Source organism: Pseudomonas sp. R5-89-07, assembly GCF_003851685.1.
Taxonomy (GTDB): domain Bacteria; phylum Pseudomonadota; class Gammaproteobacteria; order Pseudomonadales; family Pseudomonadaceae; genus Aquipseudomonas.
This window is the reverse complement of record NZ_CP027727.1, coordinates 1,115,777-1,141,638: the sequence shown is the minus strand read 5'-3', so window position 1 is coordinate 1,141,638 and position 25,862 is coordinate 1,115,777. Positions and strand designations below refer to the sequence as shown.

Genomic DNA, 25,862 nt, shown 5'->3' with positions numbered 1-25,862 from the left:
TGGTCCTGTGCCGGGTTTGGAACACGACAAACGGTAAAAATTCCGTGAGCAAGGCGCAAACAGGATTTATCTAATCCATGCAGATCCCAGTGTGGGAGGGCTTGCTCCCGATAGCGTTAGATCAGTGAACTCAACTATAGCCGACACACCGTTATCGGGAGCAAGCCCCCTCCCATCGATGCAACGTCCCATCAGGCACGCACAAACGGGTTCTCTGTGCAGTTACACTGCAACGGGCCGACAGGGAAGGTTTCGCGAATCAGCGCTGGTTTTTTTCGGTATTCATAGGTGTCCTGCAAGCTCTATGGCACGTTCCAAGTACAGTATGGTGGAGCTTGCCCCCGCGCTGGAAGCGGTCGAGGCTACCGTACTGCTAAGCTACGCAAACGCCATTGAACCCACGGCAACGAGCAACACTGCAGTCAGTCGCATCTGGAGCAACATGTATGGCTAATCAACAGGTCATCTGCGAACACTGCGACTGCGTGTACCAGAAAGTCACGCTCGCCAGGCATCAGAAAGCCCTGTGCGTACGCTGCGAGGGCGTACTGCAGCGCTATAACGGCCTGTCGGTGCAACAGCGCCTCGCCTTGACCGTCACGGCCGCAGTGCTGTGGGCATTCGCCAATTTCTATCCGGTGATGAGCATCAGCCTGCAGGGCCTGAAGAACAGCGCGACGCTCTGGGATTCGGTGCTTGCACTGAGCCTGGGCCCCATCACGTTTATCGCCTTGGTAGCGGCGATTGCCATCATCATCGCGCCGGTCTTCCAGTTGCTGTTGCTGATCTGGGTGCTGGGTTTCGCCCTCAGGGGCACACGCTCGCCGGCCTTCAAGCTATGCATGCGCTGGCTGGAAGCACTCAGGCCCTGGAGCATGCTGGAGGTGTGCCTGCTGGGCGCGATGGTGGCGGTGATCAAGCTGGCCGGCATGCTCGATGTGATACCCGGCATCGGCCTTTTCGCGCTGGCCACCCTTAGCCTTTTGCTGATCCGCATTGCCGGGCGCGATGTGCGCGACCTGTGGGACACCCTATGACCTCACCACCCACCGCCCGCGAGCTTAACCTGTGCTTGTGCCACACCTGCGGCCAGCCTTGCGACATGCGCAACGAACCCACCGAGTGTGATCGTTGCGGCGCCCCCCTGCATCGACGCAAGGTGCAGTCCCTGACCCGCACCTGGGCCTACCTGCTCACGGCTCTGGCCTTTTATGTGCCGGCGAATGTGTTGCCGGTGATGAACACCACCATGCTCGGCTCCGGGGCAGACAGCACCATCATGAGCGGCGTGCTGGAGTTCTGGCAGCATGGTGCCTGGGACATTGCCCTGATCATTTTCATCGCCAGCATTGCCGTACCTGGCATCAAGTTCCTGTCACTGGGGTTGCTACTGATCACCGTGCAGCGCAATAGCGGCTGGGCGCGCAAGGAACGCTCCAAGCTGTTTCGGTTTATCGAGCTGATCGGTTACTGGTCGATGCTGGACGTGATCGTGGTCGCACTCGTGGCCGCGCTGGTGAAGTTCCAGGCCCTGGGCAATATCGAGCCGCGTCTGGGCATTCTGTTTTTTGGGCTGGTGGTCGTGTTCACGATGCTGGCGGCAATGAGTTTCGATCCCCGGCTGATCTGGGAAAATTCACACAATGAGGAGACCTCGGATGAGCTCATCCAAGGCTGACGCTGATATTGACAAGCCTGCGGGGCAACCCGAGATCAAGACACGCCGCTTCAGCGTTTCGCTGGTATGGATCGTGCCGATTGTCGCCGTGCTGGTGGGAGTTTCGCTGGTGGTTCATAGCGTGCTGCAACAGGGCCCGACCATCATCCTCAACTTCAAGACCGGCAGCGGGCTGGTGGCCAACAAGACGGAGGTGAAGTACCGCAGCGTGGTCATCGGCCACGTCACCGATGTCGCCTTGAGCGATGACCAGAAAAGCGTCAACGCCACCGTCGAACTGGCCAAGCAGGCTGAAAGCTTCACCCGCGAAGATTCGAAGTTCTGGGTGGTCCGCCCGCGCATCGGCGCAGGCGGCGTGTCCGGCATCGATACCCTGCTGTCCGGCGATTACATCGGTGCCGATATCGGCCAATCCAACACCCGCGCCAAACAGTTCAAAGGCCTGGAAAACCCGCCGCCCATCACCTATGGCGAGCCAGGCAAACGCTTCACCCTGCATACCCAGGGCCTGGGTTCGCTGGATATCGGCTCGCCCATCTACTACCGCAAAATCCCGGTCGGCCAGGTGGTTGCCTATGAACTGGACAGCGAGGGCAAGGGCGTGAATATCGAGGTGTTCGTGCACGCGCCCAATGACGCGTACGTCACCGAAAACACACGCTTCTGGAACGCCAGCGGTGTCGATCTCAATGTCGGGGCCAATGGCTTCGAACTGAAGACCGAATCGTTGTCGTCGATGTTGATGGGCGGGATCTCCTTCCAGGCGCCGCCCTACAGCCCCAACGACAAGCCCGCCGAGGAAAACCGCAATTTTGAGCTGTTCGACGACCAGCAAAGTGCCCTCGCCCCGCCCAATGGCGAAGGGCAATATATGGTGCTGCGTTTTGACCAGGCCCTGCGCGGGCTGAGAGTCGGCGCACCGGTTGAATTCCTCGGTGTCGAGTTCGGCAAGGTGGTCTCGATCAACCTGGACTTCGATGCCAAGAAGCGCAGCTTCCCGGTCAACGTCGGCATCGTGATTTACCCACAGCTGCTCGGCCAGGCGCACACCAAGCTGCTCAAGGCAATGAACCACAACCCCAACGATGAGGCGGCGGGAGTGCGCCTGATCGGCAGCTTCATCGAAAACGGCCTGCGCGCCCAGGCGCGCAGCGGCAATCTGCTGACCGGCCAGTTGTACATCGCCCTGGACTTCTACCCCAAGGCCGACAAAGTCGCGTTTGACCCGAACCAGCGCCCCGTGGGCATTCCCACCATCCCCGGCAACCTGGAGCAATTGCAGGAAAAATTCGAAGCCATCGTCAACAAGATCAGCCAACTGCCTGTCGAGCGTATAGCCGGCAATCTGGACGCCAGCCTGGTCGAGTTGCGCAAGGGCCTGGCACAGTTCAACGCCAAGACCCTGCCCGGCGTGCAGACCACGCTGGCCGACGTGAGCAAGACCCTGCAGTCAGCCAGTTCTACCCTGGCCGAAGACTCGCCGCAGCGCGAGCAACTGACCCAGACCCTGGATGAACTGGCGCGCATGTCGCGCTCCTTGCGCGAGCTTTCGGATTACCTGGGCCGGCACCCGGAATCGCTGATTCGCGGTCGCGCCGATAACGCCGCGCCGCTTGACCTGCAAGGGCCACCCCGCAAATGACCATTGGAGCCGCCATGACATTGCCGCTGAAAATCACCCTGGTGACCGCCCTGCTGCTGCTCGCGGCCTGCCGCAGCGAGCCGATTGCATTTCACACCTTGACCCCGGCGCACTTGAATAACGCCACACGAGCGGATGCCGACTCAGTGCGCATCGAAAGCATCACCGTGCCGCCTCAGGTGGACCGCGCGCAGATCGTGATCCGCCAGGGCGACAGCGGCCTGGCGATCCTGGAGACCCAGTGGTGGGCCGCCACCCTTGCCGATGAGCTGAGGAGCGCGCTGGTGGACCAGTTGGCCAGCAGCGATGCCCGGCAAGCCGTGTCGTTGCGCGTCGAGGTGCAGCGCTTTGATTCGGTGCCCGGGCAGTACGCACTGCTCGACGTGCGCTGGCGCCTCAGGCCGGCCGGCGGCGGTGATCGCCCTGCGCTGAGCTGCCGTTCAACCTTGCAGTCGCCCGCAGGCCCGAGCATCGATGACGTGGTGGTGGCGCACCAGAACAACCTCAAGCGCTTCGCCGCGCTGATCAGCAGCGCGGCCGGGTCGTCCCTGCAGCAGTGCCCGCGCGGGCAATAAGCGGCGGCGCAGTCAGCCCAGCAAACCCAGCGACTTGGCCCGCGCCACCGCCTGGGTGCGGCGCTCCACGCCGAGCTTGCTGTTGATATGGCTGGCGTGGGTTTTCACCGTATGCAGGGAAATGAACAGCTGGTTGCTGATTTCCTGGTTTGAACAGCCCTGAGCGATCAGCTGCAGTACCGCCAGCTCACGGGTGCTCAGGGTTTCAGGGTGAGACGAGGTTTCAATGATGGCGACTGCCGGCAGCAGCGCCAGCAACGCCTGGTTGAGCAGGTCATGCGGGCGCTTACTCAACTGCTCGCGCATCCAGTCCGGATATTCCTCCAGCAACCGCTGGAAAGGCTGCAACGCGCCCCCCACACCGGCGTCGAGTGCGCGGGCCAGGACCGGCCCGGCCTTGGCTTGCTGACCACAGGCCAGCAGTAAATGCACCTGCTGGGCCAGCGCCATCAGGGCAATCATCTGGCGCCCGCTGTCGAGCGCCTGTTGCGCCAGGTCCTCAAGCCGTTGCAGCGCTACATCAGGTTGATGGCGAATAGCATCCAGCGCAGCCTGTTGCAGCTCCACATGTTGCGGCAAGTGCGGATGAAACTCCGGTGCGGCGGCAGCCTGGTCGCCGGTGTAGGTCTGTCCCAGCCGGGTCAGCCAGGCATCGGCCAGGTCGGTACGGCCCTGGGCCAGCCACAGCTCGCACTTGATCAGGGTGATCATCGCCAGGTAGTAGATCGGCGGCACGTCCCAGATATGCATCAAGCGCTCGGCCTCGGCCAATTCGGCAAAGGCAGTGGAGAAATCGCCTCGCCGCCCTTCGAAGCTGGCGATCACGCAATGCCCGATCAGCACGCTGATATCCCGGCAGGCACGGGCTTCTGTCAGGCCGGCGCGCAACCGTGCAAGCCCGGCTTCGGGCTGATAACGCACCAGCAGCAGGTAGCCTTCATACAACCACAACCGCGCGCGCACGGCGTACAGCCGCTGCAGCGCCAGCCCCTGCAGGCGCTGCAGGCCCTGGCGCACTTCGTCCAGTGCGCGCAGGATTTCGCCCCGCGCCTGCAGCACGCGAGCGCGGTCGTAATGGGCCAAGGCTTCAAACAGAGGGTTACCGACGCGCTGCGCCAGCTCCAGGGATTCGCGGTTGAGGCCGCGGGCACGCCACAGGTCGGCGTCGACGATGGCCAGGTTGGACAGGGTCGACAGGCACATCAAGCGCTGGCCATAGCGCTTGTGCGGCAGACTCTCCAGCGCCTCGTTGCAATAGCGCTGGGTCAACTCGCGGTCCCCTCGCCCACGGGCGATGATCCCGCTCAGCGCCAGCCATTGGGCCAGCATGGATTTTTGCGCGGTGGCCGACGGCGCCGGCAGGAAGCGACTGAGGTAGCTGGACAGCTCTTGCGCCGCATCCAACTGGCATGCGAGCCCCAGCGCCCAACTGTAGAGCACGATCAAGCGCGGCGTACTGATCAACAGGCTGTCAGGCAAGTCCATCTTCCAGCGCAGCAGCATGCCGACATTCTGCTCGGCCAGCAGCTGTTCTTCGGAGAGGTTCTGCACCAGGTTCGCCGCCACATCCAGATGACCGGCCCGCAGCGCCTGCTCCACCGCCTCGTCGATCAAGCCCTGGGCGTTGAACCAGCGGCAGGCCCGCAGGTGCAGGCTGGCCAGCGGTAGGGTGGCGCTCTTTTCGCGACGGGCGCGCAGCAGGTCGGAAAACAAGTGGTGATAACGGTACCAATGACCCTGTTCATCCAACGGCACCAGGAACACCTGATGGGCGCGCAGGTAGCGCAGGATTTCCGGGCTGTCGTGGGCGTCGCGGACCGCGTCGCACAGCTCGCCGCAAAAACGCTCCTGGGGCGCAGTGTCATACAGGAACGCTTGCACCTCCGCAGGCAGGCAGTCGATGACTTCTTCGAGCAAATAATCGCGAATCAGGCCCTCACCACCGTTCAGGCCCTGCGGCAGGGTGCTGTCACTGCCGGCTTCGGAGGCGGCCAACAGCCAGAAACGCAGGCCGGCGACCCAGCCCTCGCTGCGGCGAATCAGGTTTTCCAAGGCTTCACCGCGCAACGAACTGCTATGCCGGTCGAGCACGGCCAGGGATTCGTCATGGGTCAGGCGCAGGTCCTGCTCATGCAATTCCAACAGGTGCCGCGACAGGCGCAGCCGTGCCAGGTGCCAGTCCGGGCGCTGGCGGCTGGTGACCAGCACCACCAGGCCATCGGGCAAATGATTGAGGAAAAATTGCAGGCAACGGTCCAGCACCGGCCCCTGGGCCAAGTGGTAGTCATCCAGCACCAGCAACAGCGGCGCCTGGACGGACAAGTGCACCGTCAGTTCATCGAGCAGGCCATCGAGCCATTCTTCAAAGGCAAAGGGTTGGTGACGCTGACGCATTTTCAGCAGGCCCAGGGATTGGGCGCCAAGTTGCGGGAAATACTGCCGCAAGCCTTCGAGCAGGCGCTCGAGAAAACGGCCAGGGTCGTTGTCCCGTGGGCTCAGGCCCAGCCACAGGCTTCGCCAGTGAGCGGGCAGGCTCTGGCAGAACTCCACCGCCAGGGAACTCTTGCCAAACCCCGCCGGCGCGCTGACCAGCAACAGTCGCCCTTCCAGGCCGGCGCCCAGGCGTTCGCACAGGCGCGGGCGCAGCACGTAGCCATCAGGCAGCGGTGGCCTGTAGAAGCGGCCCTCCAGGCTCGGAATCACCGCGCTGGCAGGCCCTTGGATTCGGGACAGATCAGTCATCGCCGGGCTCTTGTAGAAGGCTGTTGTCGGCACTGCAGATGTCCGCAGACTAGCGGTAAAAGCGGCGGGATTGTAGATCTTTGCAACAAATGCCTGAAAAAGAACTGCGACAAGAAATATCCCTGCACACGCCACAAACAAAAAGTGGGAGGGGGCTTGCTCCCGATGCCGGTGTGTCAGCCAACGCTTGGTTGACTGAACCACCGCCATCGGGGGCAAGCCCCCTCCCACAGGGGTATCAACATAGGTTCAGGTTAGCGAACACCGTCCTGGCGCAGGGCCGCCGGGGTGAAGTCGCTGGTGGTGGCGGTGAAGCCGAAGTCATAGGCCTGTTTCTCTTCGTTCTTCATGCCCAGGGCCAGGTAGCGTCCGGACTGCAGGTCGTAGAGGGTTTCGAGGGCGTACCACGGCACTTGCTTGTCGTAGTAGTTCTCGGCATGGGCTTCGGCGACGCGCCACAGTTGGCCACGGCCGTCGTAGTGGTCGATCACGGCAGCTTGCCAAGTGTCTTCGTCGATGAAGAAGTCACGTTTGGCGTAGATGTGGCGCTGGCCTTCCTTCAAGGTGGCGACCACATGCCAGACGCGACGCAGTTCATAGCGCGCGAGGTCCTGGTTGATATGGCCGGCCTTGATGATGTCGGCGTACTTGAGCTTCGGATCATCGATCTTGTAGCTATTGGAGGCGATGTAGATTTCTTTCTTGCCTTCCAGCTTCCAGTCGTAGCGGTCCGGCGCACCGTTGTACATGTCGAGGTTGTCGGAAGTACGCAGGCCATCGGCAGCCGTCCCCGGCCCGTCGTACGACACTTGCGGCGCCCGGCGCACACGGCGCTGACCGGCGTTGTAGACCCACGCCGAACGCGGTTCCTTAACCTGGTCGAGGGTTTCGTGCACCAGCAGTACACCCCCGGCCAGACGCGCCGGCGCGGTGACTTGCTGCTTGAAGTAGAACAGCACGTTGCCTGGGTTTTTCGGGTCGAAGTCCTTCATCTTGTCGCGGAACACGAACTGGTCGCGGAAGTACACCAGGCTGTAGGAACCGTTGGTTTGCGGCGTAGCCTGGGTGACCAGGCGCGTCACGCTGCCGCCACGATAACGGGTGATGTGGTTCCAGATGACTTCCACGCCGCTTTTCGGAATCGGGAACGGCACGGCGGTCTCGAAGTTTTCCAGGCCGTTGCCGCCAGACACCAGGTTGGTGGTGGTGGCGTTTTTCTTGATAGCGGCGAACACATCCGCCGGCACCGTGGCGCCGCGATGGGTCGGATAGACCGGCATCTTGAACGAATCCGGGTAACGCTTGAACATCGCGTACTGCCCCGGCGCCAGCTTGTCTTTGTATTGCTCCACGTTCTGCGCGGTGATGGTGAACTGCGGCTGTTCGCTGGCATAAGGGTTGGCCAGGAAACCTTTGGCATCCACGGCGCCCGCGTTGGTCGGCAGCGGCGTCCATTTCGGAATGGTGCCCGCTGCGTTACCGGCCATTTCGGCGCCCATCGGGGTCAGGCTGGTGCCCAGCTTGGCCGCTTCATCCGCCGAGACCGCCGCCATGACGTTGCTCGCCAGGATCGACAGCCCCAGCACACCCACGTGCAACAGACTTTTTGTTATTTTCATACTCTGGTCTTCCTGAATACGTGCCACTTGAAAAGAGTGTGCTTAGAAGTTGGCGCCAAAGCTCAACGCGACAAAATCACGGTCATCCACGGTGCTGAACTTGCCACCAAAGAAGTTGGTGTAGGCCAGGCTCGCGGTGTAGGTGTTCTGGTATTCGGCATCCAGGCCCAGGCTGACCGCCTTGCGCCCTTCTTCGAAGTTGCCGCCAGGGCCTGGCGAGTAACCTTTGACGTCATGGGACCAGGCCACGTTGGGCTTGAGGTTGACGCCAGCGAACACGTCCGGGTACTCCCAGATGGCACGGGCGCGGTAGCCCCAGGAAGTGGCGGTGGTGTAGCCGTCGTTGTTGCAGTTGGTGTTCAGGCCCGCCGCGTTGGGCAAGCCGGCCCCGTTGGCGGTGGAGTTGTTGAGCGCGTTGCAGAACCCGCCTGGCAGGGTGCCTGGGCCAAAAACCGGATCGCGGCCGTAGCGCGCCTGGGATTTGCTTTCCAGGCCACCCACGTGAGTCACGCCGATTTCACCGACGGTGGTCAGGCGGCTGGCGCCCATCACCTGGTCGAAGAAGTGCGTGAAGGTGGTCTGGAACTGGGTCACTTCCTTGCGGTTGTAGCCGTGCAGGTCCTGGCCTGGCGTACCCTTGAGCACGGACGCATTGCCAAAACCCGGGATCGGCGTAACGCCGGCAAACAGGATGTCGGTGGTGCTCAACTGCACCGGCGCATTCGGACGGTAGCTCAACTCACCGCTCCACGCGGTGCCGGTAGGCAAGGTGGTGGAGAAGCTCAAGCCGTACAGACGGATATCTTCCGGGTACTCGACGAAGTAGTTCGAGCTACCCGCCACGATCAGCGGACGCAACGCCCCCAGCGGGCCCAATGGACGGGTGTAGGCCGCCGATGGCGCGCCCTGCGCACTGAAGATCGGCGCACGGCTGTGGTAGTTCATGAAGTAGGCGCCGAACTCGGTGTCCAGCGGCTCGAAGTTGTAGTGCATGGCCACGCCGAACTGGCCGCTGTCGCGGGCATCGCGATCCGGGCCACGGCGCACCAGCACGCCCTCGCTGTTCACGTCCACACCCAGGGCGCCCAGGGTCGGCAGGGCCGCCGCTGGAATGGTCGAGCGCTTGTTCAGCACCCGCAGGTTGTTGCTGCAACCATCGGAAATCACGTCCGGCTGCGAGAAGAAGGTGCCGCAGTTGTCGGTAACGGTCTGGTCCCATTCCAGCTGGTAGAACGCCTCGGCCGACAGGTTGTCGGTGAGCGTCTGGGAAACATAGAACATGTTGACCGGAATCAAGCCTTCCTTGATCTCGGCGCCTGGACGACGGAACGCCGAGACGTCGATCGGGTTGATGGAGTTGATCCCGCCGCCAATGAAGGTGCTTTCGCCCCAGCTCACTACCTGCTTGCCAAAACGCACCGAACCCGGCGCATCGGCGATCGAGTAGTTGTGGTAGACGAACGCATCGAGGATCTGCCCGCCCGACGACTTGGCGCCTTCCTTGCGGTTGTTGTCGCTGATGTCCTTGAACGGACGACTTTCGTCCTTGAGTTCAAAGTCGTACCAGTACTTGCCACGCACAAACACACCGGTGTCGCCGTACTTCAGTTCCAGGTCGTGGATGCCCTTGAAGATCTTCGAGAACGTTTCTCCGCGCTTGAAGTTCAGGTGCCCGTCATCGGAGGTCTGGGACAAGCCCTTGCCGCCGTTGTTGGCGCCGATCAGGTCGCGATTGGCCTTGGACGTGCTCCAACTGGCGCCTACCGAGAGGGATGAGTCGAAACTCCCCTCAATTTCGCCGATGTTGAAACTGACGCCGAATGCGGGCCCGGCGAGCGTAGAAGCGAGACTGACGGCCAAAGGCAATCGTGCCCGGCGCCAGAACTGGTTTACTGAGGTCATCGACGCTACTCCATGTGCATTTTATTGTTATGGCAGTGAGCTCTTTCTGAAGATGCATGTAACGGCCGGGATACAACGATTCCAATGCCGAGCGACAACCGGGCCACCCTCACCCGAAGCGCAACATCTACGAAAAACTCTGGAAGGGACTATAGCCAGCAGGGGGTAGTGCTTGATCCCTCTAAAGTGTGATTTGCATCACCAACCCGTCTGCCACGACCCTTTCGCCACGCCGACGAAGGTCGACGCGGGAAGGATGGCTGAAATTCGGCAAATCACAAGTAGAGGCTTGAGATAGAGCATTTCCGCGCCCGGAAGGGCGCGGCAAGAGGCGTCAGAGGGTCGACAGGAACGTACTGTTGTTGGCCTGCCATTCGATGATGTCGATGCGGATACGTTTTTTGTCGAGCTTGCCGACGCTGGTCTTGGGAATTTCAGTAACAACAGCGATCTGGCTCGGAATCGCCCACTTGCTCAAGTGGCCCAATTCAACGAACGGCTTGAGGTGCTCCTTGAGCTCGCGGGCGCCTATCACATGGCCATCACGCAATACCAACAGGGCAAACGGACGCTCGCCCCACTGCGGATCGGCAATCCCCACCACCGCTACTTCGCGTACCGCCGGGTGACGACTGACCAGGTCTTCCAGGGCCAGGGAAGAAATCCACTCGCCACCGGTCTTGATCACATCCTTGATACGGTCGCGGATATCGATCACACCGAACGCGTCCAGGGTGGCGACATCACCGGTGTGCATCCAGCCCCCGGCCCACAGCTCGGCGCCCTTTTGCGGCTCGTTGTAATAGCCCTCGGTGAGCCAGGGTGCGCGCAATACCAGCTCGCCCTGGGATTCGCCGTCGGCAGGCAAAAAGTTGCCATCGGTGTCCATGATCGCCGCCTCCACCAAAGGCCCGGGCACACCGGCCTTGATGCGATAGGTGGTGCGTTCGTCCTCGCTGCCGGCCATCAGCTCGGCATTGAGATGGGCACAGGACACCAGCGGCCCGGTCTCGGACATGCCGTATGCGGCGGTCAATTGAATGCCACGGGCCTTGGCGGCTTCGTACAGCGAACGGTTGAGCGCGCTGCCGCCGATGACGATTTTCCACCCGCCGAAATCCACGCCCTGCGCCGCCTTGGCGTTGAGCACCATTTGCAGGATGGTCGGCACACAGTGAGAAAAGGTGACATTTTCCTTGCGCCACAGCTCCACCAGGTATTCCGGGTCGTACCGACCGGGGTAGACCTGTTTGAGGCCGAGCATGGTCGCCACATACGGCAGGCCCCAGGCATGCACATGAAACATCGGCGTGATCGGCATGTACACGTCGTTGGTACCGAGCAAACGCACGCTGTCGACGCTGCCCATGATGGTCGCCACGCCGATGGTGTGCAGCACCAGTTGGCGGTGGGTGAAATACACGCCCTTGGGGTTGCCGGTGGTGCCGGTGGTGTAGAACGTGGTGGCGACGGAGTTTTCGTCGAAATCCTCGAAGTCGTACTTCGGGCTCGCGGCAGCCAGCAGGGTTTCGTACTCGCCCACCAGGTTGGGCAGGTCGGCGGTCTTGCTGTCGCCGTCGGTGATCAGCAAGGTCTTGTCGACGCTGGTAAGTTGCCCGGCGATGGCCTGGTAAAGCCCCACGAACTCGCTGTTGACCAACACGAAGCGGTCGTCGGCGTGGTTCATGGTGTAGAGGATCTGTTCAGGCGACAGGCGCACGTTGATGGTGTGGATCACCGCACCGATCATCGGAATGGCGAACATGCACTCCAGGTAACGGTGGCTGTCCCAGTCCATCACCGCCACCGTGTCGCCGGCCTTGACCCCGGCTTCGGTCAGCACATTGGCCAGGCGCGCAACGCGCTCGATCAGGGTCGGGTAGGTGTAGCGCAGTTTGTCGCGGTAGACGATTTCCTGGGTCTTTTCGTAACGGGTTCCGGACATCAACAGGCGCTTGATCAACAGCGGGTATTGGTAAGCGCCTTCGGCGGGTGGGATGACACGGGTCTGCAACATACGAATCCCTTTTATGACTGCGCGGTCTTGGCTTGAAGACCTGCACTGTAGAGACGTTATGTTTCAACCAAATCAGCCAAAGGAATGATTTGCAGAGCCAGCAAATACTAGCTTTTAGCCAGCACCTACGGTTCACGAAGATCCAATGTGGGAGGGGGCTTGCCCCCGATAGCGGTGCTTCAGCCAAGTATTTATCAGCTGATCCACCGCAATCGGGGGCAAGCCCCCTCCCACATTTTGACCGTGCCGGCTTGAGTGAGCGGCAATTACTTCATGCTGGTAAACGCCAGTTTCACCCCAATCGCAATCAGCACCGCGCCCATGGTGCGATCGAACCAATGCCCCATCTTCGCAAAGCCCGCGCGCACGCGCTGCTGGCTGAACAGCATGGCCACCAGGCAAAACCACAGCGCTGTCGCCACTGCCAGGTACAGGCCATAACCGGCCTGCACCGCCAGCGGTGTGTGCGGGTTGATCACCACCGTGAACAGCGACAGGAAAAACAGCGTGGCCTTGGGGTTCAAGCCGTTGGTCACGAAGCCCGCCGTGAACGCGCCGCGAGGGGTGCGCTCGCCCGCCTCGCGATGCAGCTCGCCTTCGGCCGCAGGCTTGGCCGGTTGCGCGCGCAGCGCCTTGAAGCCGATATACAGCAGGTAGGCCGCTGCCGCCCATTTCAGCGCATTGAACAGCACGATGGACTGGGACACGATCAAACCGATGCCCAGCAACGAGTATCCGACGTGCAGAAAAATCGCCGAACCGACGCCCAACGCCGTCCAGGTACCGGCGCGACGGCCATGGGTCACGCTTTCACGAACCACCACGGCAAAGTCCGGCCCGGGGCTGGCCACCGCCAACAAGTGAATCAAGGCTACGGTCAAAAACTCGGCGACGTACATGCGCACTCCATTAAGTAGCTGATTATTTGATCTGATAGGCTCAGCAGATTACGCCTTCGAACCTCGCCGCAAAAGGTACAGTTGATCATGAACAATCGCCGCGCCGTCTTCCTCGATCACCCCTCCCTGGACCTTGGCGATCTCGACCTCAGCGGCTTGCGCGCCTGCTTCAGCGAGCTGCAGTTGTTCGAGCAGACCACGCCGCAGAATGTGCTCGAACGCTTGCAGGGCGCGCAGGTGGTCATTAGCAACAAAATCCCGCTCAACGCCCAGACCCTGGCGGCTTGCCCGGAGCTCCGGCTGATCCTGGTGTCGGCCACCGGCACCAACAATATCGACCTTGAGGCCGCCCGCGCTCACGGCATCACCGTGAGCAACTGCCAGGGCTACGGCACACCGTCGGTGGCCCAGCATACGATCATGCTGTTGCTCAACCTCGCCACGCGCCTGAAGGACTATCAACGGGATGTGGCTGCGGGCAAATGGCAGCAGGCCAAACAGTTCTGCCTGCTGGACTACCCGATTGTCGAGCTGGAGGGCAAAACCCTCGGCCTGCTCGGGCATGGCGAATTGGGCAGCGCCGTGGCGCGCCTGGCCGAAGCGTTCGGCATGCGCGTGCTGCTCGGCGCGATTCCCGGCCGCCCTGCCCGCGCCGACCGCGTGCCGCTGGATGAGCTGCTGGCACAGGTCGATGCGCTAACCCTGCATTGCCCGCTCAACGAGCACACCCGCGACTTTATTGGCGCGCGCGAACTGGCATTGCTCAAGCCCGGCGCGTTTGTCGTCAACACCGCACGCGGTGGTTTGATCAACGAACAGGCCCTGGCCGATGCGCTGCGCAGTGGGCACCTGGGCGGAGCGGCCACTGATGTGTTGAGTGTGGAGCCTCCGGTCAACGGCAACCCGCTGCTGGCCACTGATATTCCCCGGCTGATCGTCACGCCCCATAACGCCTGGGGCAGCCGTGAGGCGCGGCAACGGATCGTCGGGCAATTGAGCGAAAACGCGCTGGGCTTTTTCAACGGTGCCCCGCTTCGCGTCGTCAGTTGATAAACTGCGCCCCTTTTCAAGGAGCAGACCATGGATCCGCGCAGTGAAGTACTGCTTCGCCAGGCCGAACTTTTTCAAGGCAACCTGCTGCTGGTCGGTTTGCCGGCCGACGATTTGCTAGGGCGCCTGCCCAACGCCCACGGCTGGTGCTGGCATGCTGGCGATCAGGCGGTGCTTGAGGCACGCTTTCCCGAGCGCAGCGAGTTCGGTGTGACTGTGCCTGAGCGCGCATTCGATGCGGCGGTGATTTTCCTGCCCAAGTCCAAAGACCTCACCGACTACCTGCTCAACGCCGTGGCCGCACGCCTGCCCGGCGCCGAGCTGTTCCTGGTGGGCGAGAAAAAAGCCGGCATCGAAAGCGCCGCCAAACAGATGATCCCCTTCGGCAAACCGCGCAAGCTGGATAACGCACGGCATTGTCAGCTCTGGCAGGTCACCGTGGACAACGCGCCGCAAGCGCGCGAACTGGGCAGCCTGGCGCAGACCTTCGAGGTACCGCTGGTAGATGGGCCACTGAAGGTAGTCAGCCTGCCGGGCGTGTTCAGCCATGGTCGTCTGGACCGTGGTACCGAACTGTTGCTGGAGCACCTGGACAAGCTGCCCAGCGGGCATTTGCTCGACTTCGGTTGCGGCGCCGGCGTTCTGGGCGCCGCGGTGAAACGTCGCTACCCGCATAACACCGTAACGATGCTCGATGTGGACGCCTTCGCCGCCGCCAGCAGCCGCCTGACCCTGGCCGCCAATGGCCTGGAAGCCGAGGTGTTGACCGGTGACGGCATCGACGCCGCACCGATGGGTTTGAACGCGATCCTGAGCAACCCGCCGTTCCATGTCGGGGTGCACACCGATTACTTCGCCACGGAAAACCTGCTGCGAAAAGCGGGCAAACATCTGGCAAAAGGTGGCGAATTGCGCCTTGTCGCGAATAGCTTCCTGAAGTATCAGCCGCTGATCGAAGAGCACTTGGGCATCTGCGCCGTGAAGGCCGAAGGCAACGGTTTTCGCATCTACCGGGCCAAGCGCCCCTGACGAACGCTTGAAAAAGAACGCTTGCCGAATGGGTTTTGCCTAGGCAGAATCCGCTCCGTCCTAGGGGAGTAGTCTCCCACGAGCCCCATGCTCGTCCGGCATACGTCAACATACTTGGTCAGCAGACCATGGCGTATGCGACCCAGGAGTCCGCACAGACGGACCGGGGTTTGACAAGACCTATGACACGCACACCTTACCCGGGGCGGGAAGGCTGTACGTGTCATAGCCGTGTCGACCCGCCCCTGGAAACCTACCTGATGCTGGATTCACTGCTCGTTCCTACCGCAATCGTTGCCCTGGCCGAAATCGGCGACAAGACGCAACTGCTCGCGCTTATTCTCGCTGCGCGCTTTCGCAAGCCCTGGCCCATCATCGCCGGCATCGTCGCCGCGACCCTGGCCAACCATGCGGCGGCCGGCGCAGTCGGCGCCTGGTTCGGGAGTTTCTTTTCCGATGCGGTGCTGCACTGGATTCTCGCAGCGAGCTTCTGTGCCACGGCGCTGTGGACACTGGTGCCGGACAAACTCGACGATGACGAAGCCAGCACCACGCGCAAGTTCGGGCCATTCCTGACCACGCTGATTGCGTTCTTTATCGCGGAAATCGGTGACAAGACCCAGATCGCCACGGTGATGCTGGCGGCTCAGTATCCGGAGTTGTGGCTGGTGATCATCGGCACCACCCTGGGCATGTTGATTGCCAACGTGCCGGTCGTGCTGGCGGGGAATTTTGCAGCGGAGAAGTTGCCGTTGACGTTGATTCGCCGATTGGCGGCGACGGCGTTTTTCGTGCTGGCGATTGTGGCGGTGTACAAAGCCATGCAAAGCAGTGGCTGGATCTAAATCTGCAAACCCAATCCAATGTGGGAGGGGGCTTGCCCCCGATTGCGGTATTTCAGCTCAGTATTTATAAGCTGACCCACCGCTATCGGGGGCAAGCCCCCTCCCACATTTAGTGTTTCACAGAGGTCAGGACTTCTTGGCCTGCTGGTAGAGCGGCATCACCTTCGGAATTGCCGCCTGCAACGAGGCGATACGGCTGTCCGAAGCCGGGTGGGTGCTCATGAACTCCGGAGGCGCGCCTTCCGAGGCCTTGGCCATCTTGTTCCACAGCGTGATCGCCGCGTTCGGGTTGTAGCCGGCGCGGGCGGCCAGCTCCAGGCCGATCAGGTCGGCTTCGTTCTCGTTGCTGCGGCTGTTGGGCAAGGTCATGCCGTAGTTGGCCACGGTATCGGCCAGCGCCAGGCTGTCCTGGCCCAGCCCGAACAACGCGCCGGCGCCCTGCTTGGCCATTTCAATGCCGTAGGCCTTGGACATGGCTTCGCGACCGTGTTCACGCAAGGCGTGGGCGATCTCATGGCCCATCACGGCGGCCAGTTCGTCATCGGTGAGCTTGAGGTTGTCGATCAACGCGCTGTACACCAGTATCTTGCCACCCGGCCCGCAGTTGGCATTCATCTCATCGCTCTTGATCAGGTTCACTTCCCACTTCCATTGCGCCGCATCCGGGCGGAACGTCGGTGCCTGGGCGATCAGCCGATTGGCGATGGCCTGCACGCGCTTGGCGTTGGCGCTGGTCTTGTCCAACACGCCTTTGCCGCTCGCCTCACCCAAGGTTTGCTGGTAGGACTGGGCGTACATCTGGTCGACTTCCTGGCTCGACAGCATGCTGAACATGTACTGCTTGCGCTCAACCCCAACCGCGCCACCGCTGGTGGTGTTGACCGACTGACACCCGGCCAGCAACATCGCTGCAACCAACCCGCTTACCGCCAATGACTTCTTCATGAACGCTCTCCCTGAAAACATGGCGCGTATCGTAGGCGGACATTTGTATCAGCGCCAGATACATCAGAGGTTTAAGTGCTTAATTTCGGACGCATCTCACAACCCTCCGGCTCAAGCCGGGGTCAGGCACTCCGGCCCATTGAGCTTGGGATCGTTGACCATGTTGGCCAGCACCCGCTCGCGCAACGCGGCGGGTTCGCTGGCCAAGAGACTTTGTAGCACGGGCAGCGGCGTCTCGGGATCCAGCCAGGCGGCTTGCCCCGCCGCATCCAGGATCAACGGTCGGCGCTGCGCCTGCGCAGCTTGAGTGACCACCGCCGTACTCAACCACACCTGCTCCTGCACCGGATACGCTTCCCAGATCGCCGCGAAAAACAACGTGGAGCCCTCTCCCGGCGTCAGCCAGTACGGGCGTTTGCGCTGGGTGCCGCGCCATTCGTAAAAGCCGTTGGCCGGTAGCAGGCACCGGCGCTGGCGGAACGCTTCGCGAAACATCGGTTGTTCGGCCAGGGTTTCGGCGCGGGCGTGGGCCGGTGTGCGGGACAGGTCGGTGAGCCAGGGCGGCGTCAGGCCCCACCGTGCGCGCGCCAGGGTGAGCTGGCCGTCGATGGCGCGCTGGATCAGCACCGAATCGTTCGGGGAAATATTCCACTGGGCCTGCTGGTCGGCCGGAAAGCCCGGCAGGGCAGCAAAAGCGGGGTTCCAGCGAAACAGGGCATAACGTCCACACATGGGGCAACACGACTCCTGGGGTAAACCGACCGACAGCCTAACAGACCAATACGTCGGGGAAGCTGTCGGGTTCGTCGCCAGGTAAGGGTTGCGCGTCGTTATAGGCGGTTATGAGCTCGCGGGCACAAGCGGCCTGGTCATTATCGACCTCCAGCCCCAGCAAGCCGAAGATCGGCAGCTCACCCGTGCCACCGAGCAAATGGCGCCCCACCAGGTGCGCCTCGATCCCTTCGCTGGCAAGCATCTGTTGCAGCAACTCGCCTTCCATGAGGTTTTCCGGTTCGTAGATTCGCTGCATGGAGGTACCTGTTATTTATTCATTCTCGCTGCGGGTTTCGAGCATCCACTCGTCACCATCGACCTGCAGACTGAACGTGATGGGTTTGCAGCACACCTGACAGTCTTCTATGTAAACCTGATCACCGCCGGATAAATCCACCGTCGTTTCGACCGCTTCACCACAATAAGGACAATCGTACAGCGCAGATTCCAGCATCGCAGTCTCCCGAGTGACTTGTGCGTATAATCGCCGGTCTATTTACAGGGCTATTCTCGGCCAGGCCAATTACCTGGACCGCACCCTGGTATTTCTTCTACTTACCCTAGCCGTTTCTAACAAGAGAGCATGATGGGCGAATTCGATACCATCCGACCTTACAACGACAGCGAAGTCCCGGCAGTGCTGGACCGACTGTTCCGTGACAAGGCCTTTCTGGACATCCTGACCCACTTCCGCTTCCCGCGCTTCGCCGGCACGCTGGGCTGGCTGCTCAAGCCGATGATCGCACGCAAGCTGCGCCGTGAATTCGCCGGCGTCACCACCGTGGCGACGCTGCAGGATAAAGTCGAGTATTACGTCGACCATACCATCGACCGCGCGACTGACGGCGTGACCTATACCGGCGTCGAGCAACTGAAGTCCGGCAGCGCCTACCTGTTTCTGGCCAACCACCGCGACATCGTGATGGACCCGGCCTTCGTCAACTACGCCGTCTACCATGCCGGCCTGCCGACGCCGCGCATCGCCATCGGCGATAACCTGCTGCAAAAGCCGTTCGTCAGCGACCTGATGCGCCTGAACAAGAGCTTCATCGTGCACCGCTCGATCACCGGACGAAAGGAAAAGATGGCGGCCTACCATCTGCTGTCGGCCTACATCAACCATTCGATCCGCAAGGACTGCCAGTCGATCTGGATCGCCCAGGCCGAAGGTCGGGCAAAGGATGGGGATGATCGCACCGAATCGGCGATCCTCAAGATGTTCCACGTCAGCCGCAAGGACGAGCCGTTCGCCGAGGTCATCCAGTCGTTGAACCTGACGCCGGTGTCGATCAGCTACGAGTATGACCCGTGCGACGCCGCCAAGGCCCGCGAGCTGTATATCCGCGCCACCACCGGTACCTACAGCAAGGCGCCGGGCGAGGATGACGTGAGTATTGCGCTGGGCATCACCGGTTACAAAGGCCGGGTGCACGTGAACTTCGCGCCGCCGATTACCGAGCGCTTCGAAGACACCAAGCTGCTGGCGGCCGAGATGGACCGGCAGATTCTGGGCGGTTATCGGTTGTTCCCGGTGCACTACCTGGCGTATGCCCAGTGGAATGATGCCGACCCGCAACTTGAAGTGCCCAAGGCCGCGGACGTATTCCCGGCCGATGAGCTGGCCAAGGCGAAAGCGGAGTGGGAACGGCGCTTGAACGAATGCCCGTCCGAGCACCGTCCGTACCTGGTGACGCAATATGCGACGCCGGTGCGTAATCAGTATCGGGTCAAGGCCGGAATTCCGTTGTAAACACCGGTCAAACAATGTGGGAGGGGGCTTGCCCCCGATAGCGGTGGGTCAGCCAGTGGATAGTTCGACTGGCACACCGCAATCGGGGGCAAGCCCCCTCCCACATTTTGCTCCGGTGTTATTTAAAGGTGGGTGCTGAGCCAGGATAGAACCAGCGCCAACCCCAGGCCGGCGAACCCGATGCGGTAAGCCTGGCGATACGCCCGTTCGGTGCGCGTATCCAGAAACAGCATCGGCTGATCAATGGCCCTTTCCTCGCTGCGCACGGCCAGGTCGGCCATCGCACGTTGCGCGCGCAGGCGGGTGGTGAACAGCACTACGGCGCCCGAACAGGCGGTCAATAAGGCAACAGCATTGATGAGCAGTGCGGGCAACGCCATCGCAAACCTCGGCGGAACAGTATTCGGGTATCGGTTCAGATACAAAGCTGAACGATAGTGGCTTCCTGCGCCTGAAATGCTCCCTCCCCGTTGACGGTTAATGTATCCAGTAATTTACAGCGTCACCTGAACGTCACCTTAACAAGCCACTCTGTTGCCCTTCGACGCTTGAGGAGCTTGTCATGTTGCATGCGCAAAACCAGGACCGGCTGTATCTGATCGCTCAAAGCGACGAACAGGAAGCCTTGATCGGCGGCCTTGCGTTCAACGTCCAGGACCATCATTGGCTGGTGTATTGCGCCCTCGCCGGGCAACCGCACGCCGACTTGCCGGAGCTGGATTTATTCACTGGGGTGAGCATGTTGGATTTTTATGTCGATACAGCGGCGTAAAGCGACAGGCATAAAAAAACCGGGCTCAGATGAACCCGGTTTTTTTTGAACAGCTTATTGCGAACTGAGCAACTGGCCGATGCTTGGGTCCTTGAACAGACGGGTCAAGGCATCGCTGAGCACGTCGCTGACCAGCTTGGTGTTGGTTTCCTGGTTCGGCGACATGCCGAAGCGCTGGTTCAGGGAGGCAGCGTAGCGGCCGCTGTAGCGACGGGTACCTGCGCTGACGTCGGACTTGAACGTTGCGCCGATGGAAGCTTCGGTCACATACAGGCCTTCCTTGGGCGACTGGTATTTCAATTCAGCCAGGGTCACTGTCAGTTGCGGCACACCCGGCGAGTTGGTCGGGGTGAAGCCCAGCAAACGCACAGCGGCTTCAGCCTGGGCCTGCAGCTTGGGCAGCACGTCCTGGCCGGTCACCGAAATCAGCGCGGTCTCCGGGTACAGGCCGCCACGCGAACCGAGGGTAGGCGACGGACGGCCGTCCACCACGCGCACCGACACGGGCTGGCCGTGACCGACCGGGGCCAGCTGCGCAGTGACTTTAGGTTGCGGGCTGAGTTGTTGCGGGCTGTTGGCGCAGCCAACCAAAGCCAAACTGGTCACAGTGATCAAACCGAACAACAGGCGTTGCAACATACTCATTTCTCCAGGACTAGGCGCAGACAGGCCGCCAGTATAACGGTGCACGCGCATCACTCACCAGCGATCCTGAACCGCAGCTGAAGGCATGGCCAAATTACAATTTCACATAAAATCGTCATTCCAATGTCATGGCAGACTGAGAACCTTCAAGCATGTAACGCAACCGGTACACAGCCATGCGCCTTCTCAAGTCATTGTTCCTGTCACACCCCCGCCACCGCCACTTTGCCTTGCTCGATGCCCACGGTCATTGCCTGGCGTTCAAGCAATGCAGCTCGCCGCCCGTCGGTGAAGGCTGGGTGGAAGTCGCGGAGACACACCTGGGCTGGATGCACCGCCCGCTGCCGGCCAGCGCCAGGATCAGCCCTCAGTTTGTACGCGCATCAGCGCGACAAGCGTTGGCCTCCTGACCAATGCACTAATAAAAGTCATAAAACACGCCCATTTCCCCGGCGTTCTTCGCTACAATCTCCCCCCGATTATAAGGACGTCTCCTGATCGGGCCCCGCAGCATCGTTATTGCCTCGGCATTAACCTCCAAATCGCCCACAGAGAGCCGCCCACACAGATCGACTGAAGCTGGCGTGCTTGCTGTTTCCTGTGCAAACCACCCGTCTCTATCGAATCTGCCAGAGCTGCCATTGCGCTCGGCCACTTGAGTTTTTTGCCCGTTTCGCGGGCCAGGTGCCAGGCTGGGGCAGCCCTTTTTTGAGGTTCACGTCTTCAAAAGAGCGTGAAAAAAACGGGTTTTCACAACTTCACAAGAGTGTGGCGAGCAAATGAATAGTTTGGCGTTTGTACAAGCACCATCAGCGTCTGGAACAGCCCAACACAGGACCGAGTACTCCTTAACAACCGGAGCTTGAGCCTGTCCGCTACGGATTGATTGCACGAATCGCACGCTTTGACCATAAGTCGAATTGCCACAGGCGCCCATGAATGCGTTCATAGGCAGACTAGCCGGGCAGAAAGCGTGCGCTGAAGTTGCAAGGAATTGCGAAACGGACATGGCGATCCTGGCCATGGGTAACCTGGGGCAACACGTGAACCGCCCCGTCACTCCTGGCAGCCATGCCGTCAATTTGGTGCTGCAGATTTTGGAGACGCGTTAAATGGCGCATAACGAAGCAGTCGACGTAGTTCTGGTAGGGGCCGGCATCATGAGTGCCACCCTGGCCGTACTGCTCAAGGAGCTCGACCCCGGCCTCAAGCTGGAAGTCGTTGAGCTGATGGATTCGGGTGCCGCGGAGAGTTCCAACCCGTGGAACAACGCCGGTACCGGCCACGCCGGGCTGTGTGAGCTGAACTACACGCCACAGGCCGCTGACGGTTCCATCGATATCAAGAAAGCCGTGCACATCAACACCCAGTTCGAAGTGTCGAAGCAGTTCTGGGCGTACCTGACCAAAAAAGGCACCTTTGGCTCATCCAAGTCCTTCATCAGCCCGGTTCCGCACCTGAGTTTCGTGCAGGGCGACAACGGCGTTGCCTTCCTCAAGAAGCGCTTTGAAACCCTCAGCCAGCACCATGCGTTTTCGGACATGCACTACACCGAAGACCGCAGCGAGATGGCCGAGTGGATGCCGCTGATGATGCCGGGTCGCCCGCTGGACGAAAAAATCGCCGCGACCCGTGTTATGAACGGTACTGACGTCAACTTTGGCGCCCTGACCAACCAACTGCTCAACCACCTGACCAGCTCGGCGGACGCCCAGGTCAAGTACTGCAAGCGCGTAACCGGCCTCAAGCGCAATGGCGCCGGCTGGACCGTGAGCATCAAGGACGTCAACAGCGGCAACAGCCGCGAAGTGGACGCCAAGTTCGTCTTCCTCGGCGCCGGCGGTGCGGCACTGCCGTTGCTGCAGGCATCGGGCATCGAAGAAAGCAAAGGCTTCGGCGGTTTCCCGGTCAGCGGCCAGTGGCTGCGTTGCGATAACCCGGAAGTGGTCAAGCAGCACCAGGCCAAGGTGTACAGCCAGGCTGCGGTGGGTTCGCCACCGATGTCGGTGCCGCACCTGGACACCCGCGTCGTCGATGGCAAGAAATCCCTGTTGTTCGGGCCATACGCCGGGTTCACCACCAAATTCCTCAAGCACGGCTCGTTCCTCGACCTGCCGATGTCAATTCGCGCCGGCAACATCGGCCCGATGCTTGCCGTGGCTCGCGACAACATGGACCTGACCAAGTACCTGGTCAGCGAAGTGCGCCAGTCCATGGAGCAGCGCCTGGAATCCCTGCGCCGCTTCTACCCTGAGGCCAAAGCCGAAGACTGGCGCCTGGAAGTGGCCGGCCAACGGGTGCAGATCATCAAGAAAGACCCGAAGAAAGGCGGCGTGCTGCAGTTCGGCACTGAGCTTGTGGCTGCAAAAGACGGTTCGCTGGCGGCGTTGCTGGGTGCCTCGCCGGGCGCTTCGGTGACGGTGTCGATCATGCTGGAGCTGATCGAGCGCTGCTTCCCCGAGAAAGCCAACGGCGAATGGGCGACCAAGCTGCACGAGATCTTCCCGGCACGCGAGAAAGTGCTGGAGACGGATGCCGAGCTGTATCGCAGGATCAATACGCAAAACAACATCAGCCTGGAGCTGGTGGATCCGGTAGGAGCGAGCTCGCTCGCGAAAAACGATAACGATAACGCAACGCATCTGGTTTGACGCGGCGCTCTCAGGTTCTTCGCGAGCAAGCTCGCGCCTACCGCTAAAAGCGAAACGCCCCGGGCTCTTATGAGGCCGGGGCGTTTTTTTATGGCTCGAATAATCAGTTGCGGGCGTTGTCGATCAGCTCGATGTACTCGGCGGCGTTGCGCTGGTCCTTGATCAGTTCGACAAAGGTCTGGCCATGCTCATCCTTGCCATCCAGGTCCAGGCCGGCTTCCTTGAAGAACCCCAGAAAGCGTTCGAAGTCGTCGATACGCAGGCCACGATAGGCCTTGATCAGTTTGTGCAGGGAGGGAGAAGTCGCATCGACCGGCTCGAAATTCAGGAACAACTTGATCTGGTCGTCGCCGATCTCATCACCGATCACCTGTTTTTTATCTTTACGCATTACCGACTCCAGCCTGCAGACATTGATACGGGGTTTGAAGTCTACCTGTGGTGCACAGGCTTCGAAAGCGTTGAAGAGCCCCCTCCCACCAGTGGATTTGCAGCTTAAGCGAACTGGGCGAGCATCCAGCGCTGGTAGTCGGCCACGCCGGCATCGCCTTCGCGCGGTGCCCAATCGGCCAGTTCACCTTCGCCCACCGGCCGGTAGGGCCCGGCCTTGCATTCGAACATCACCGTGTCCGGCTCCAGCACCACCAGGCCATGGAACACACCCGGCGGCAGATCGACACCGGAGCACTCGCCCCCCGCCTGCATGACACGCTTGGCGATGACTTCACCGGTGTCGCTGAAGATCAGCAAACCCAGTCGTCCCTGAAGGACCAGCAAGGTTTCCGCCTTGTCCGCGCTCAGGTGGCGATGCGGCGGCACATAGGTACTTGGTTGCAGGGCCACGGCGAGGCGATGACACGGCTCCTCCATCTGGTGGAAGTTGTGATGGTGCCGGCCACGGGGGCTGTCGCCCGCTTTCTCGGCCAACTCTGCAAATAAGGTTTGATCAAGAAAGCGGGCCATCGATTACATTCCTTTAACGGCGTAGATGCCATTGGCATTACGCCAGTAGCCCTTGTAGTCCATGCCATAACCGAAGATATAGCGGTCGACGCACGGCAACCCGACGAAATCGGCCTTGAGCTCGGGGCGAGCCTTGCGGTCGTGGTCTTTGTCGATCAGCACGGCGGTGTGCACTTTGCGCGCGCCGGCGTGTTTGCAGAAGTCGATGATCGCGCCCAGGGTGTGCCCTTCGTCGAGGATGTCATCGATGATCAGCACATCACGGTCGATAAACGACACTTCCGGCTTGGCCTTCCAGAACAGGTCGCCGCCGCTGGTTTCGTTGCGATAGCGGGTGGCGTGCAGATAAGAGGCTTCCAGCGGGAATTGCAGGTGAGTGAGCAATTTGCCGGCGAAGATCAGGCCACCGTTCATCACGCAGAAGACCACCGGGTTGGTGTCGGCCATTTCGCGGGTGATGTGCGCGCCGACCTTGGCGATCGCTGCTTCGACTTGCGCTTCGGTGTACAGGCAGTCAGCCTCGTGCATGATTTGACGGATATGCTCGAGATCAGCGGACATGGCGCTCTCCAGGGGGTGCTGTGGCAAGAAAAGCGGGCGAAGTTACGCTTCTCGTGCGTTCCGAGCAAGCCTTAATGGACTAACGTACTAGATGTCTATAGGACAACACCCTCGGATAGATTAATCTAGGCCGGTTTTTTTGCCCGCCGCCGGAGCCTTTCCCATGCCCACTCGCGAGATCCGCCACCCGCTGATCCGACACAAACTCGGCCTTATGCGCCGCGCCGACATTAGCACCAAGAATTTCCGTGAGCTTGCTCAGGAAGTCGGAGCGCTGCTCACTTACGAAGCCACCAAGGATTTACCCCTGGAAACCTACGAGATCCCCGGTTGGGCCGGTCCCGTACAAGTCGAGAAAATCGCCGGTAAGAAAATCACCGTGGTACCGATCCTGCGCGCCGGTATCGGCATGCTCGAAGGCGTACTCAGCCTGATCCCGGGCGCCAAGGTCAGCGCCGTTGGCGTAGCCCGCAACGAAGAAACCCTGCAGGCCCACACCTACCTGGAAAAACTCGTCCCGGAAATCAACGAGCGCCTGGCCATGATCATCGACCCGATGCTCGCCACCGGCAGCTCCATGGTCGCCACCATCGACCTGCTGAAAAAAGCCGGCTGCCGGGACATCCGCGCCATGGTGCTGGTTGCCGCCCCCGAAGGCATCGCCGCGGTCGAGAAAGCGCACCCTGACGTGCAGATCTACACCGCCTCGATCGACGAGCGCCTGAACGAACACGGCTACATCATCCCCGGCCTGGGCGATGCCGGTGACAAGATCTTCGGCACCAAGCAGAAGGACGCCTGAG

26 protein-coding genes and 1 riboswitch are annotated in these 25,862 nt (G+C 61.1%); of the genes, 12 read left to right on the top strand and 14 right to left on the bottom strand.

Features of this window, described 5'->3' with window-relative positions; genetic code table 11:
- Positions 1–446 precede the first annotated feature (446 nt).
- The 4 genes from C4J94_RS05155 to C4J94_RS05140 are packed head-to-tail and all read left to right on the top strand — an operon-like array spanning position 447 to position 3,895.
- Positions 447–1,037 (top strand): paraquat-inducible protein A, encoded by a 591-nt coding sequence (locus C4J94_RS05155; RefSeq protein WP_124385190.1) that lies wholly within the window; start codon positions 447–449, stop codon positions 1,035–1,037.
- Complete coding sequence (locus C4J94_RS05150) at positions 1,034–1,678, top strand: paraquat-inducible protein A (protein WP_124385189.1); 645 nt, start codon at positions 1,034–1,036, stop codon at positions 1,676–1,678. Before C4J94_RS05155 ends, C4J94_RS05150 begins: the two co-directional genes overlap by 4 nt.
- Positions 1,659–3,320, top strand: coding sequence for an intermembrane transport protein PqiB (locus C4J94_RS05145; protein WP_124385188.1), 1,662 nt, complete (start codon positions 1,659–1,661; stop codon positions 3,318–3,320). Before C4J94_RS05150 ends, C4J94_RS05145 begins: the two co-directional genes overlap by 20 nt.
- Positions 3,321–3,334: 14 nt before the next feature.
- Entirely contained in the window at positions 3,335–3,895 is a 561-nt protein-coding gene (locus C4J94_RS05140) for a membrane integrity-associated transporter subunit PqiC (RefSeq protein WP_124385187.1), read from the top strand.
- Positions 3,896–3,907: 12 nt separating this feature from the next.
- Here C4J94_RS05140 and C4J94_RS05135 read toward each other — a convergent pair whose 3' ends face one another.
- From C4J94_RS05135 to C4J94_RS05115, 5 genes are all read right to left on the bottom strand, one after another.
- Positions 3,908–6,637 carry a LuxR C-terminal-related transcriptional regulator gene (locus tag C4J94_RS05135; protein ID WP_124385186.1) on the bottom strand — a complete coding sequence of 910 codons (2,730 nt, stop codon included), beginning with the start codon at positions 6,635–6,637 and terminating at the stop codon, positions 3,908–3,910.
- Between the two features lie 254 nt (positions 6,638–6,891).
- Positions 6,892–8,256 carry a DUF1329 domain-containing protein gene (locus C4J94_RS05130; RefSeq protein WP_124385185.1) on the bottom strand — a complete coding sequence of 455 codons (1,365 nt, stop codon included), beginning with the start codon at positions 8,254–8,256 and terminating at the stop codon, positions 6,892–6,894.
- Positions 8,257–8,298: 42 nt separating this feature from the next.
- Positions 8,299–10,158 carry a DUF1302 domain-containing protein gene (locus tag C4J94_RS05125; protein WP_124385184.1) on the bottom strand — a complete coding sequence of 620 codons (1,860 nt, stop codon included), beginning with the start codon at positions 10,156–10,158 and terminating at the stop codon, positions 8,299–8,301.
- 334 nt (positions 10,159–10,492) lie between these two features.
- Entirely contained in the window at positions 10,493–12,175 is a 1,683-nt protein-coding gene (locus C4J94_RS05120) for a fatty acid--CoA ligase (RefSeq protein WP_124385183.1), read from the bottom strand.
- Positions 12,176–12,441: 266 nt separating this feature from the next.
- A complete protein-coding gene (locus C4J94_RS05115) occupies positions 12,442–13,074 on the bottom strand; it encodes a LysE family translocator (protein ID WP_124385182.1) in 633 nt (210 codons plus the stop codon).
- A gap of 87 nt (positions 13,075–13,161) precedes the next feature.
- On the opposite strand from C4J94_RS05115, the gene C4J94_RS05110 reads away from it, so the two are divergent.
- The 3 genes from C4J94_RS05110 to C4J94_RS05100 all read left to right on the top strand — a co-directional run bounded on the left by C4J94_RS05110 (position 13,162) and on the right by C4J94_RS05100 (position 15,998).
- Entirely contained in the window at positions 13,162–14,124 is a 963-nt protein-coding gene (locus C4J94_RS05110; RefSeq protein ID WP_372240857.1) for a 2-hydroxyacid dehydrogenase, read from the top strand.
- A gap of 30 nt (positions 14,125–14,154) precedes the next feature.
- On the top strand, positions 14,155–15,153 hold the full coding sequence (locus tag C4J94_RS05105) for a class I SAM-dependent methyltransferase (protein ID WP_124385181.1): 999 nt from the start codon (positions 14,155–14,157) through the stop codon (positions 15,151–15,153).
- A 51-nt stretch (positions 15,154–15,204) separates the two neighbouring features.
- Positions 15,205–15,324: riboswitch (yybP-ykoY riboswitch) on the top strand.
- A gap of 89 nt (positions 15,325–15,413) precedes the next feature.
- Positions 15,414–15,998, top strand: coding sequence for a TMEM165/GDT1 family protein (locus C4J94_RS05100; protein ID WP_124361337.1), 585 nt, complete (start codon positions 15,414–15,416; stop codon positions 15,996–15,998).
- A gap of 126 nt (positions 15,999–16,124) precedes the next feature.
- On the opposite strand, the gene C4J94_RS05095 is transcribed toward C4J94_RS05100, so the two are convergent.
- From C4J94_RS05095 to C4J94_RS05080, 4 genes are all read right to left on the bottom strand, one after another.
- Positions 16,125–16,943, bottom strand: coding sequence for a M48 family metallopeptidase (locus C4J94_RS05095; RefSeq protein WP_124361336.1), 819 nt, complete (start codon positions 16,941–16,943; stop codon positions 16,125–16,127).
- Positions 16,944–17,054: 111 nt separating this feature from the next.
- On the bottom strand, positions 17,055–17,675 hold the full coding sequence (locus C4J94_RS05090; RefSeq protein ID WP_124385180.1) for an SOS response-associated peptidase: 621 nt from the start codon (positions 17,673–17,675) through the stop codon (positions 17,055–17,057).
- 37 nt (positions 17,676–17,712) lie between these two features.
- Complete coding sequence (locus C4J94_RS05085; RefSeq protein ID WP_124385179.1) at positions 17,713–17,973, bottom strand: putative signal transducing protein; 261 nt, start codon at positions 17,971–17,973, stop codon at positions 17,713–17,715.
- Between the two features lie 15 nt (positions 17,974–17,988).
- Positions 17,989–18,171 carry a CPXCG motif-containing cysteine-rich protein gene (locus C4J94_RS05080; protein WP_124385178.1) on the bottom strand — a complete coding sequence of 61 codons (183 nt, stop codon included), beginning with the start codon at positions 18,169–18,171 and terminating at the stop codon, positions 17,989–17,991.
- Positions 18,172–18,303: 132 nt separating this feature from the next.
- Between C4J94_RS05080 and C4J94_RS05075 the strand changes: the two genes are divergently transcribed.
- Entirely contained in the window at positions 18,304–19,467 is a 1,164-nt protein-coding gene (locus C4J94_RS05075; protein WP_177413441.1) for a 1-acyl-sn-glycerol-3-phosphate acyltransferase, read from the top strand.
- Between the two features lie 122 nt (positions 19,468–19,589).
- Here C4J94_RS05075 and C4J94_RS05070 read toward each other — a convergent pair whose 3' ends face one another.
- The gene (locus tag C4J94_RS05070; protein WP_124385176.1) at positions 19,590–19,847 is read right to left on the bottom strand and encodes a hypothetical protein; all 258 of its coding nucleotides are present in this window, start codon (positions 19,845–19,847) and stop codon (positions 19,590–19,592) included.
- A gap of 182 nt (positions 19,848–20,029) precedes the next feature.
- Here C4J94_RS05070 and C4J94_RS05065 point away from each other — a divergent pair, with 182 nt between their 5' ends.
- Positions 20,030–20,239 carry a hypothetical protein gene (locus C4J94_RS05065; RefSeq protein ID WP_124385175.1) on the top strand — a complete coding sequence of 70 codons (210 nt, stop codon included), beginning with the start codon at positions 20,030–20,032 and terminating at the stop codon, positions 20,237–20,239.
- 54 nt (positions 20,240–20,293) lie between these two features.
- Here C4J94_RS05065 and C4J94_RS05060 read toward each other — a convergent pair whose 3' ends face one another.
- A complete protein-coding gene (locus C4J94_RS05060) occupies positions 20,294–20,878 on the bottom strand; it encodes a YajG family lipoprotein (protein ID WP_122737951.1) in 585 nt (194 codons plus the stop codon).
- Between the two features lie 182 nt (positions 20,879–21,060).
- On the opposite strand from C4J94_RS05060, the gene C4J94_RS05055 reads away from it, so the two are divergent.
- Positions 21,061–21,294 carry a hypothetical protein gene (locus C4J94_RS05055; RefSeq protein WP_124385174.1) on the top strand — a complete coding sequence of 78 codons (234 nt, stop codon included), beginning with the start codon at positions 21,061–21,063 and terminating at the stop codon, positions 21,292–21,294.
- A 702-nt stretch (positions 21,295–21,996) separates the two neighbouring features.
- On the top strand, positions 21,997–23,535 hold the full coding sequence (gene mqo, locus C4J94_RS05050; RefSeq protein WP_124385173.1) for a malate dehydrogenase (quinone): 1,539 nt from the start codon (positions 21,997–21,999) through the stop codon (positions 23,533–23,535).
- Positions 23,536–23,638: 103 nt separating this feature from the next.
- On the opposite strand, the gene C4J94_RS05045 is transcribed toward mqo, so the two are convergent.
- The 3 genes from C4J94_RS05045 to C4J94_RS05035 all read right to left on the bottom strand — a co-directional run bounded on the left by C4J94_RS05045 (position 23,639) and on the right by C4J94_RS05035 (position 25,059).
- On the bottom strand, positions 23,639–23,926 hold the full coding sequence (locus tag C4J94_RS05045) for a PA4642 family protein (protein ID WP_124385172.1): 288 nt from the start codon (positions 23,924–23,926) through the stop codon (positions 23,639–23,641).
- A gap of 104 nt (positions 23,927–24,030) precedes the next feature.
- Entirely contained in the window at positions 24,031–24,498 is a 468-nt protein-coding gene (locus tag C4J94_RS05040) for a WbuC family cupin fold metalloprotein (RefSeq protein ID WP_124385171.1), read from the bottom strand.
- Positions 24,499–24,501: 3 nt separating this feature from the next.
- A complete protein-coding gene (locus C4J94_RS05035) occupies positions 24,502–25,059 on the bottom strand; it encodes a hypoxanthine-guanine phosphoribosyltransferase (protein ID WP_003188610.1) in 558 nt (185 codons plus the stop codon).
- 163 nt (positions 25,060–25,222) lie between these two features.
- On the opposite strand from C4J94_RS05035, the gene upp reads away from it, so the two are divergent.
- Positions 25,223–25,861 (top strand): uracil phosphoribosyltransferase, encoded by a 639-nt coding sequence (gene upp, locus C4J94_RS05030; RefSeq protein ID WP_003188608.1) that lies wholly within the window; start codon positions 25,223–25,225, stop codon positions 25,859–25,861.
- The last annotated feature ends 1 nt before the right edge of the window (position 25,862 follow it).

Coding starts and splice junctions, on each gene's coding strand:
- C4J94_RS05155 (WP_124385190.1), top strand. CDS start 447: ATGGCTAATCAACAGGTCATCTGCGAACACTGCGACTGCGTGTACCAG.
- C4J94_RS05150 (WP_124385189.1), top strand. CDS start 1,034: ATGACCTCACCACCCACCGCCCGCGAGCTTAACCTGTGCTTGTGCCAC.
- C4J94_RS05145 (WP_124385188.1), top strand. CDS start 1,659: ATGAGCTCATCCAAGGCTGACGCTGATATTGACAAGCCTGCGGGGCAA.
- C4J94_RS05140 (WP_124385187.1), top strand. CDS start 3,335: ATGACATTGCCGCTGAAAATCACCCTGGTGACCGCCCTGCTGCTGCTC.
- C4J94_RS05135 (WP_124385186.1), bottom strand. CDS start 6,637: ATGACTGATCTGTCCCGAATCCAAGGGCCTGCCAGCGCGGTGATTCCG.
- C4J94_RS05130 (WP_124385185.1), bottom strand. CDS start 8,256: ATGAAAATAACAAAAAGTCTGTTGCACGTGGGTGTGCTGGGGCTGTCG.
- C4J94_RS05125 (WP_124385184.1), bottom strand. CDS start 10,158: ATGACCTCAGTAAACCAGTTCTGGCGCCGGGCACGATTGCCTTTGGCC.
- C4J94_RS05120 (WP_124385183.1), bottom strand. CDS start 12,175: ATGTTGCAGACCCGTGTCATCCCACCCGCCGAAGGCGCTTACCAATAC.
- C4J94_RS05115 (WP_124385182.1), bottom strand. CDS start 13,074: ATGTACGTCGCCGAGTTTTTGACCGTAGCCTTGATTCACTTGTTGGCG.
- C4J94_RS05110 (WP_372240857.1), top strand. CDS start 13,162: ATGAACAATCGCCGCGCCGTCTTCCTCGATCACCCCTCCCTGGACCTT.
- C4J94_RS05105 (WP_124385181.1), top strand. CDS start 14,155: ATGGATCCGCGCAGTGAAGTACTGCTTCGCCAGGCCGAACTTTTTCAA.
- C4J94_RS05100 (WP_124361337.1), top strand. CDS start 15,414: ATGCTGGATTCACTGCTCGTTCCTACCGCAATCGTTGCCCTGGCCGAA.
- C4J94_RS05095 (WP_124361336.1), bottom strand. CDS start 16,943: ATGAAGAAGTCATTGGCGGTAAGCGGGTTGGTTGCAGCGATGTTGCTG.
- C4J94_RS05090 (WP_124385180.1), bottom strand. CDS start 17,675: ATGTGTGGACGTTATGCCCTGTTTCGCTGGAACCCCGCTTTTGCTGCC.
- C4J94_RS05085 (WP_124385179.1), bottom strand. CDS start 17,973: ATGCAGCGAATCTACGAACCGGAAAACCTCATGGAAGGCGAGTTGCTG.
- C4J94_RS05080 (WP_124385178.1), bottom strand. CDS start 18,171: ATGCTGGAATCTGCGCTGTACGATTGTCCTTATTGTGGTGAAGCGGTC.
- C4J94_RS05075 (WP_177413441.1), top strand. CDS start 18,304: ATGGGCGAATTCGATACCATCCGACCTTACAACGACAGCGAAGTCCCG.
- C4J94_RS05070 (WP_124385176.1), bottom strand. CDS start 19,847: ATGGCGTTGCCCGCACTGCTCATCAATGCTGTTGCCTTATTGACCGCC.
- C4J94_RS05065 (WP_124385175.1), top strand. CDS start 20,030: ATGTTGCATGCGCAAAACCAGGACCGGCTGTATCTGATCGCTCAAAGC.
- C4J94_RS05060 (WP_122737951.1), bottom strand. CDS start 20,878: ATGTTGCAACGCCTGTTGTTCGGTTTGATCACTGTGACCAGTTTGGCT.
- C4J94_RS05055 (WP_124385174.1), top strand. CDS start 21,061: ATGCGCCTTCTCAAGTCATTGTTCCTGTCACACCCCCGCCACCGCCAC.
- mqo (WP_124385173.1), top strand. CDS start 21,997: ATGGCGCATAACGAAGCAGTCGACGTAGTTCTGGTAGGGGCCGGCATC.
- C4J94_RS05045 (WP_124385172.1), bottom strand. CDS start 23,926: ATGCGTAAAGATAAAAAACAGGTGATCGGTGATGAGATCGGCGACGAC.
- C4J94_RS05040 (WP_124385171.1), bottom strand. CDS start 24,498: ATGGCCCGCTTTCTTGATCAAACCTTATTTGCAGAGTTGGCCGAGAAA.
- C4J94_RS05035 (WP_003188610.1), bottom strand. CDS start 25,059: ATGTCCGCTGATCTCGAGCATATCCGTCAAATCATGCACGAGGCTGAC.
- upp (WP_003188608.1), top strand. CDS start 25,223: ATGCCCACTCGCGAGATCCGCCACCCGCTGATCCGACACAAACTCGGC.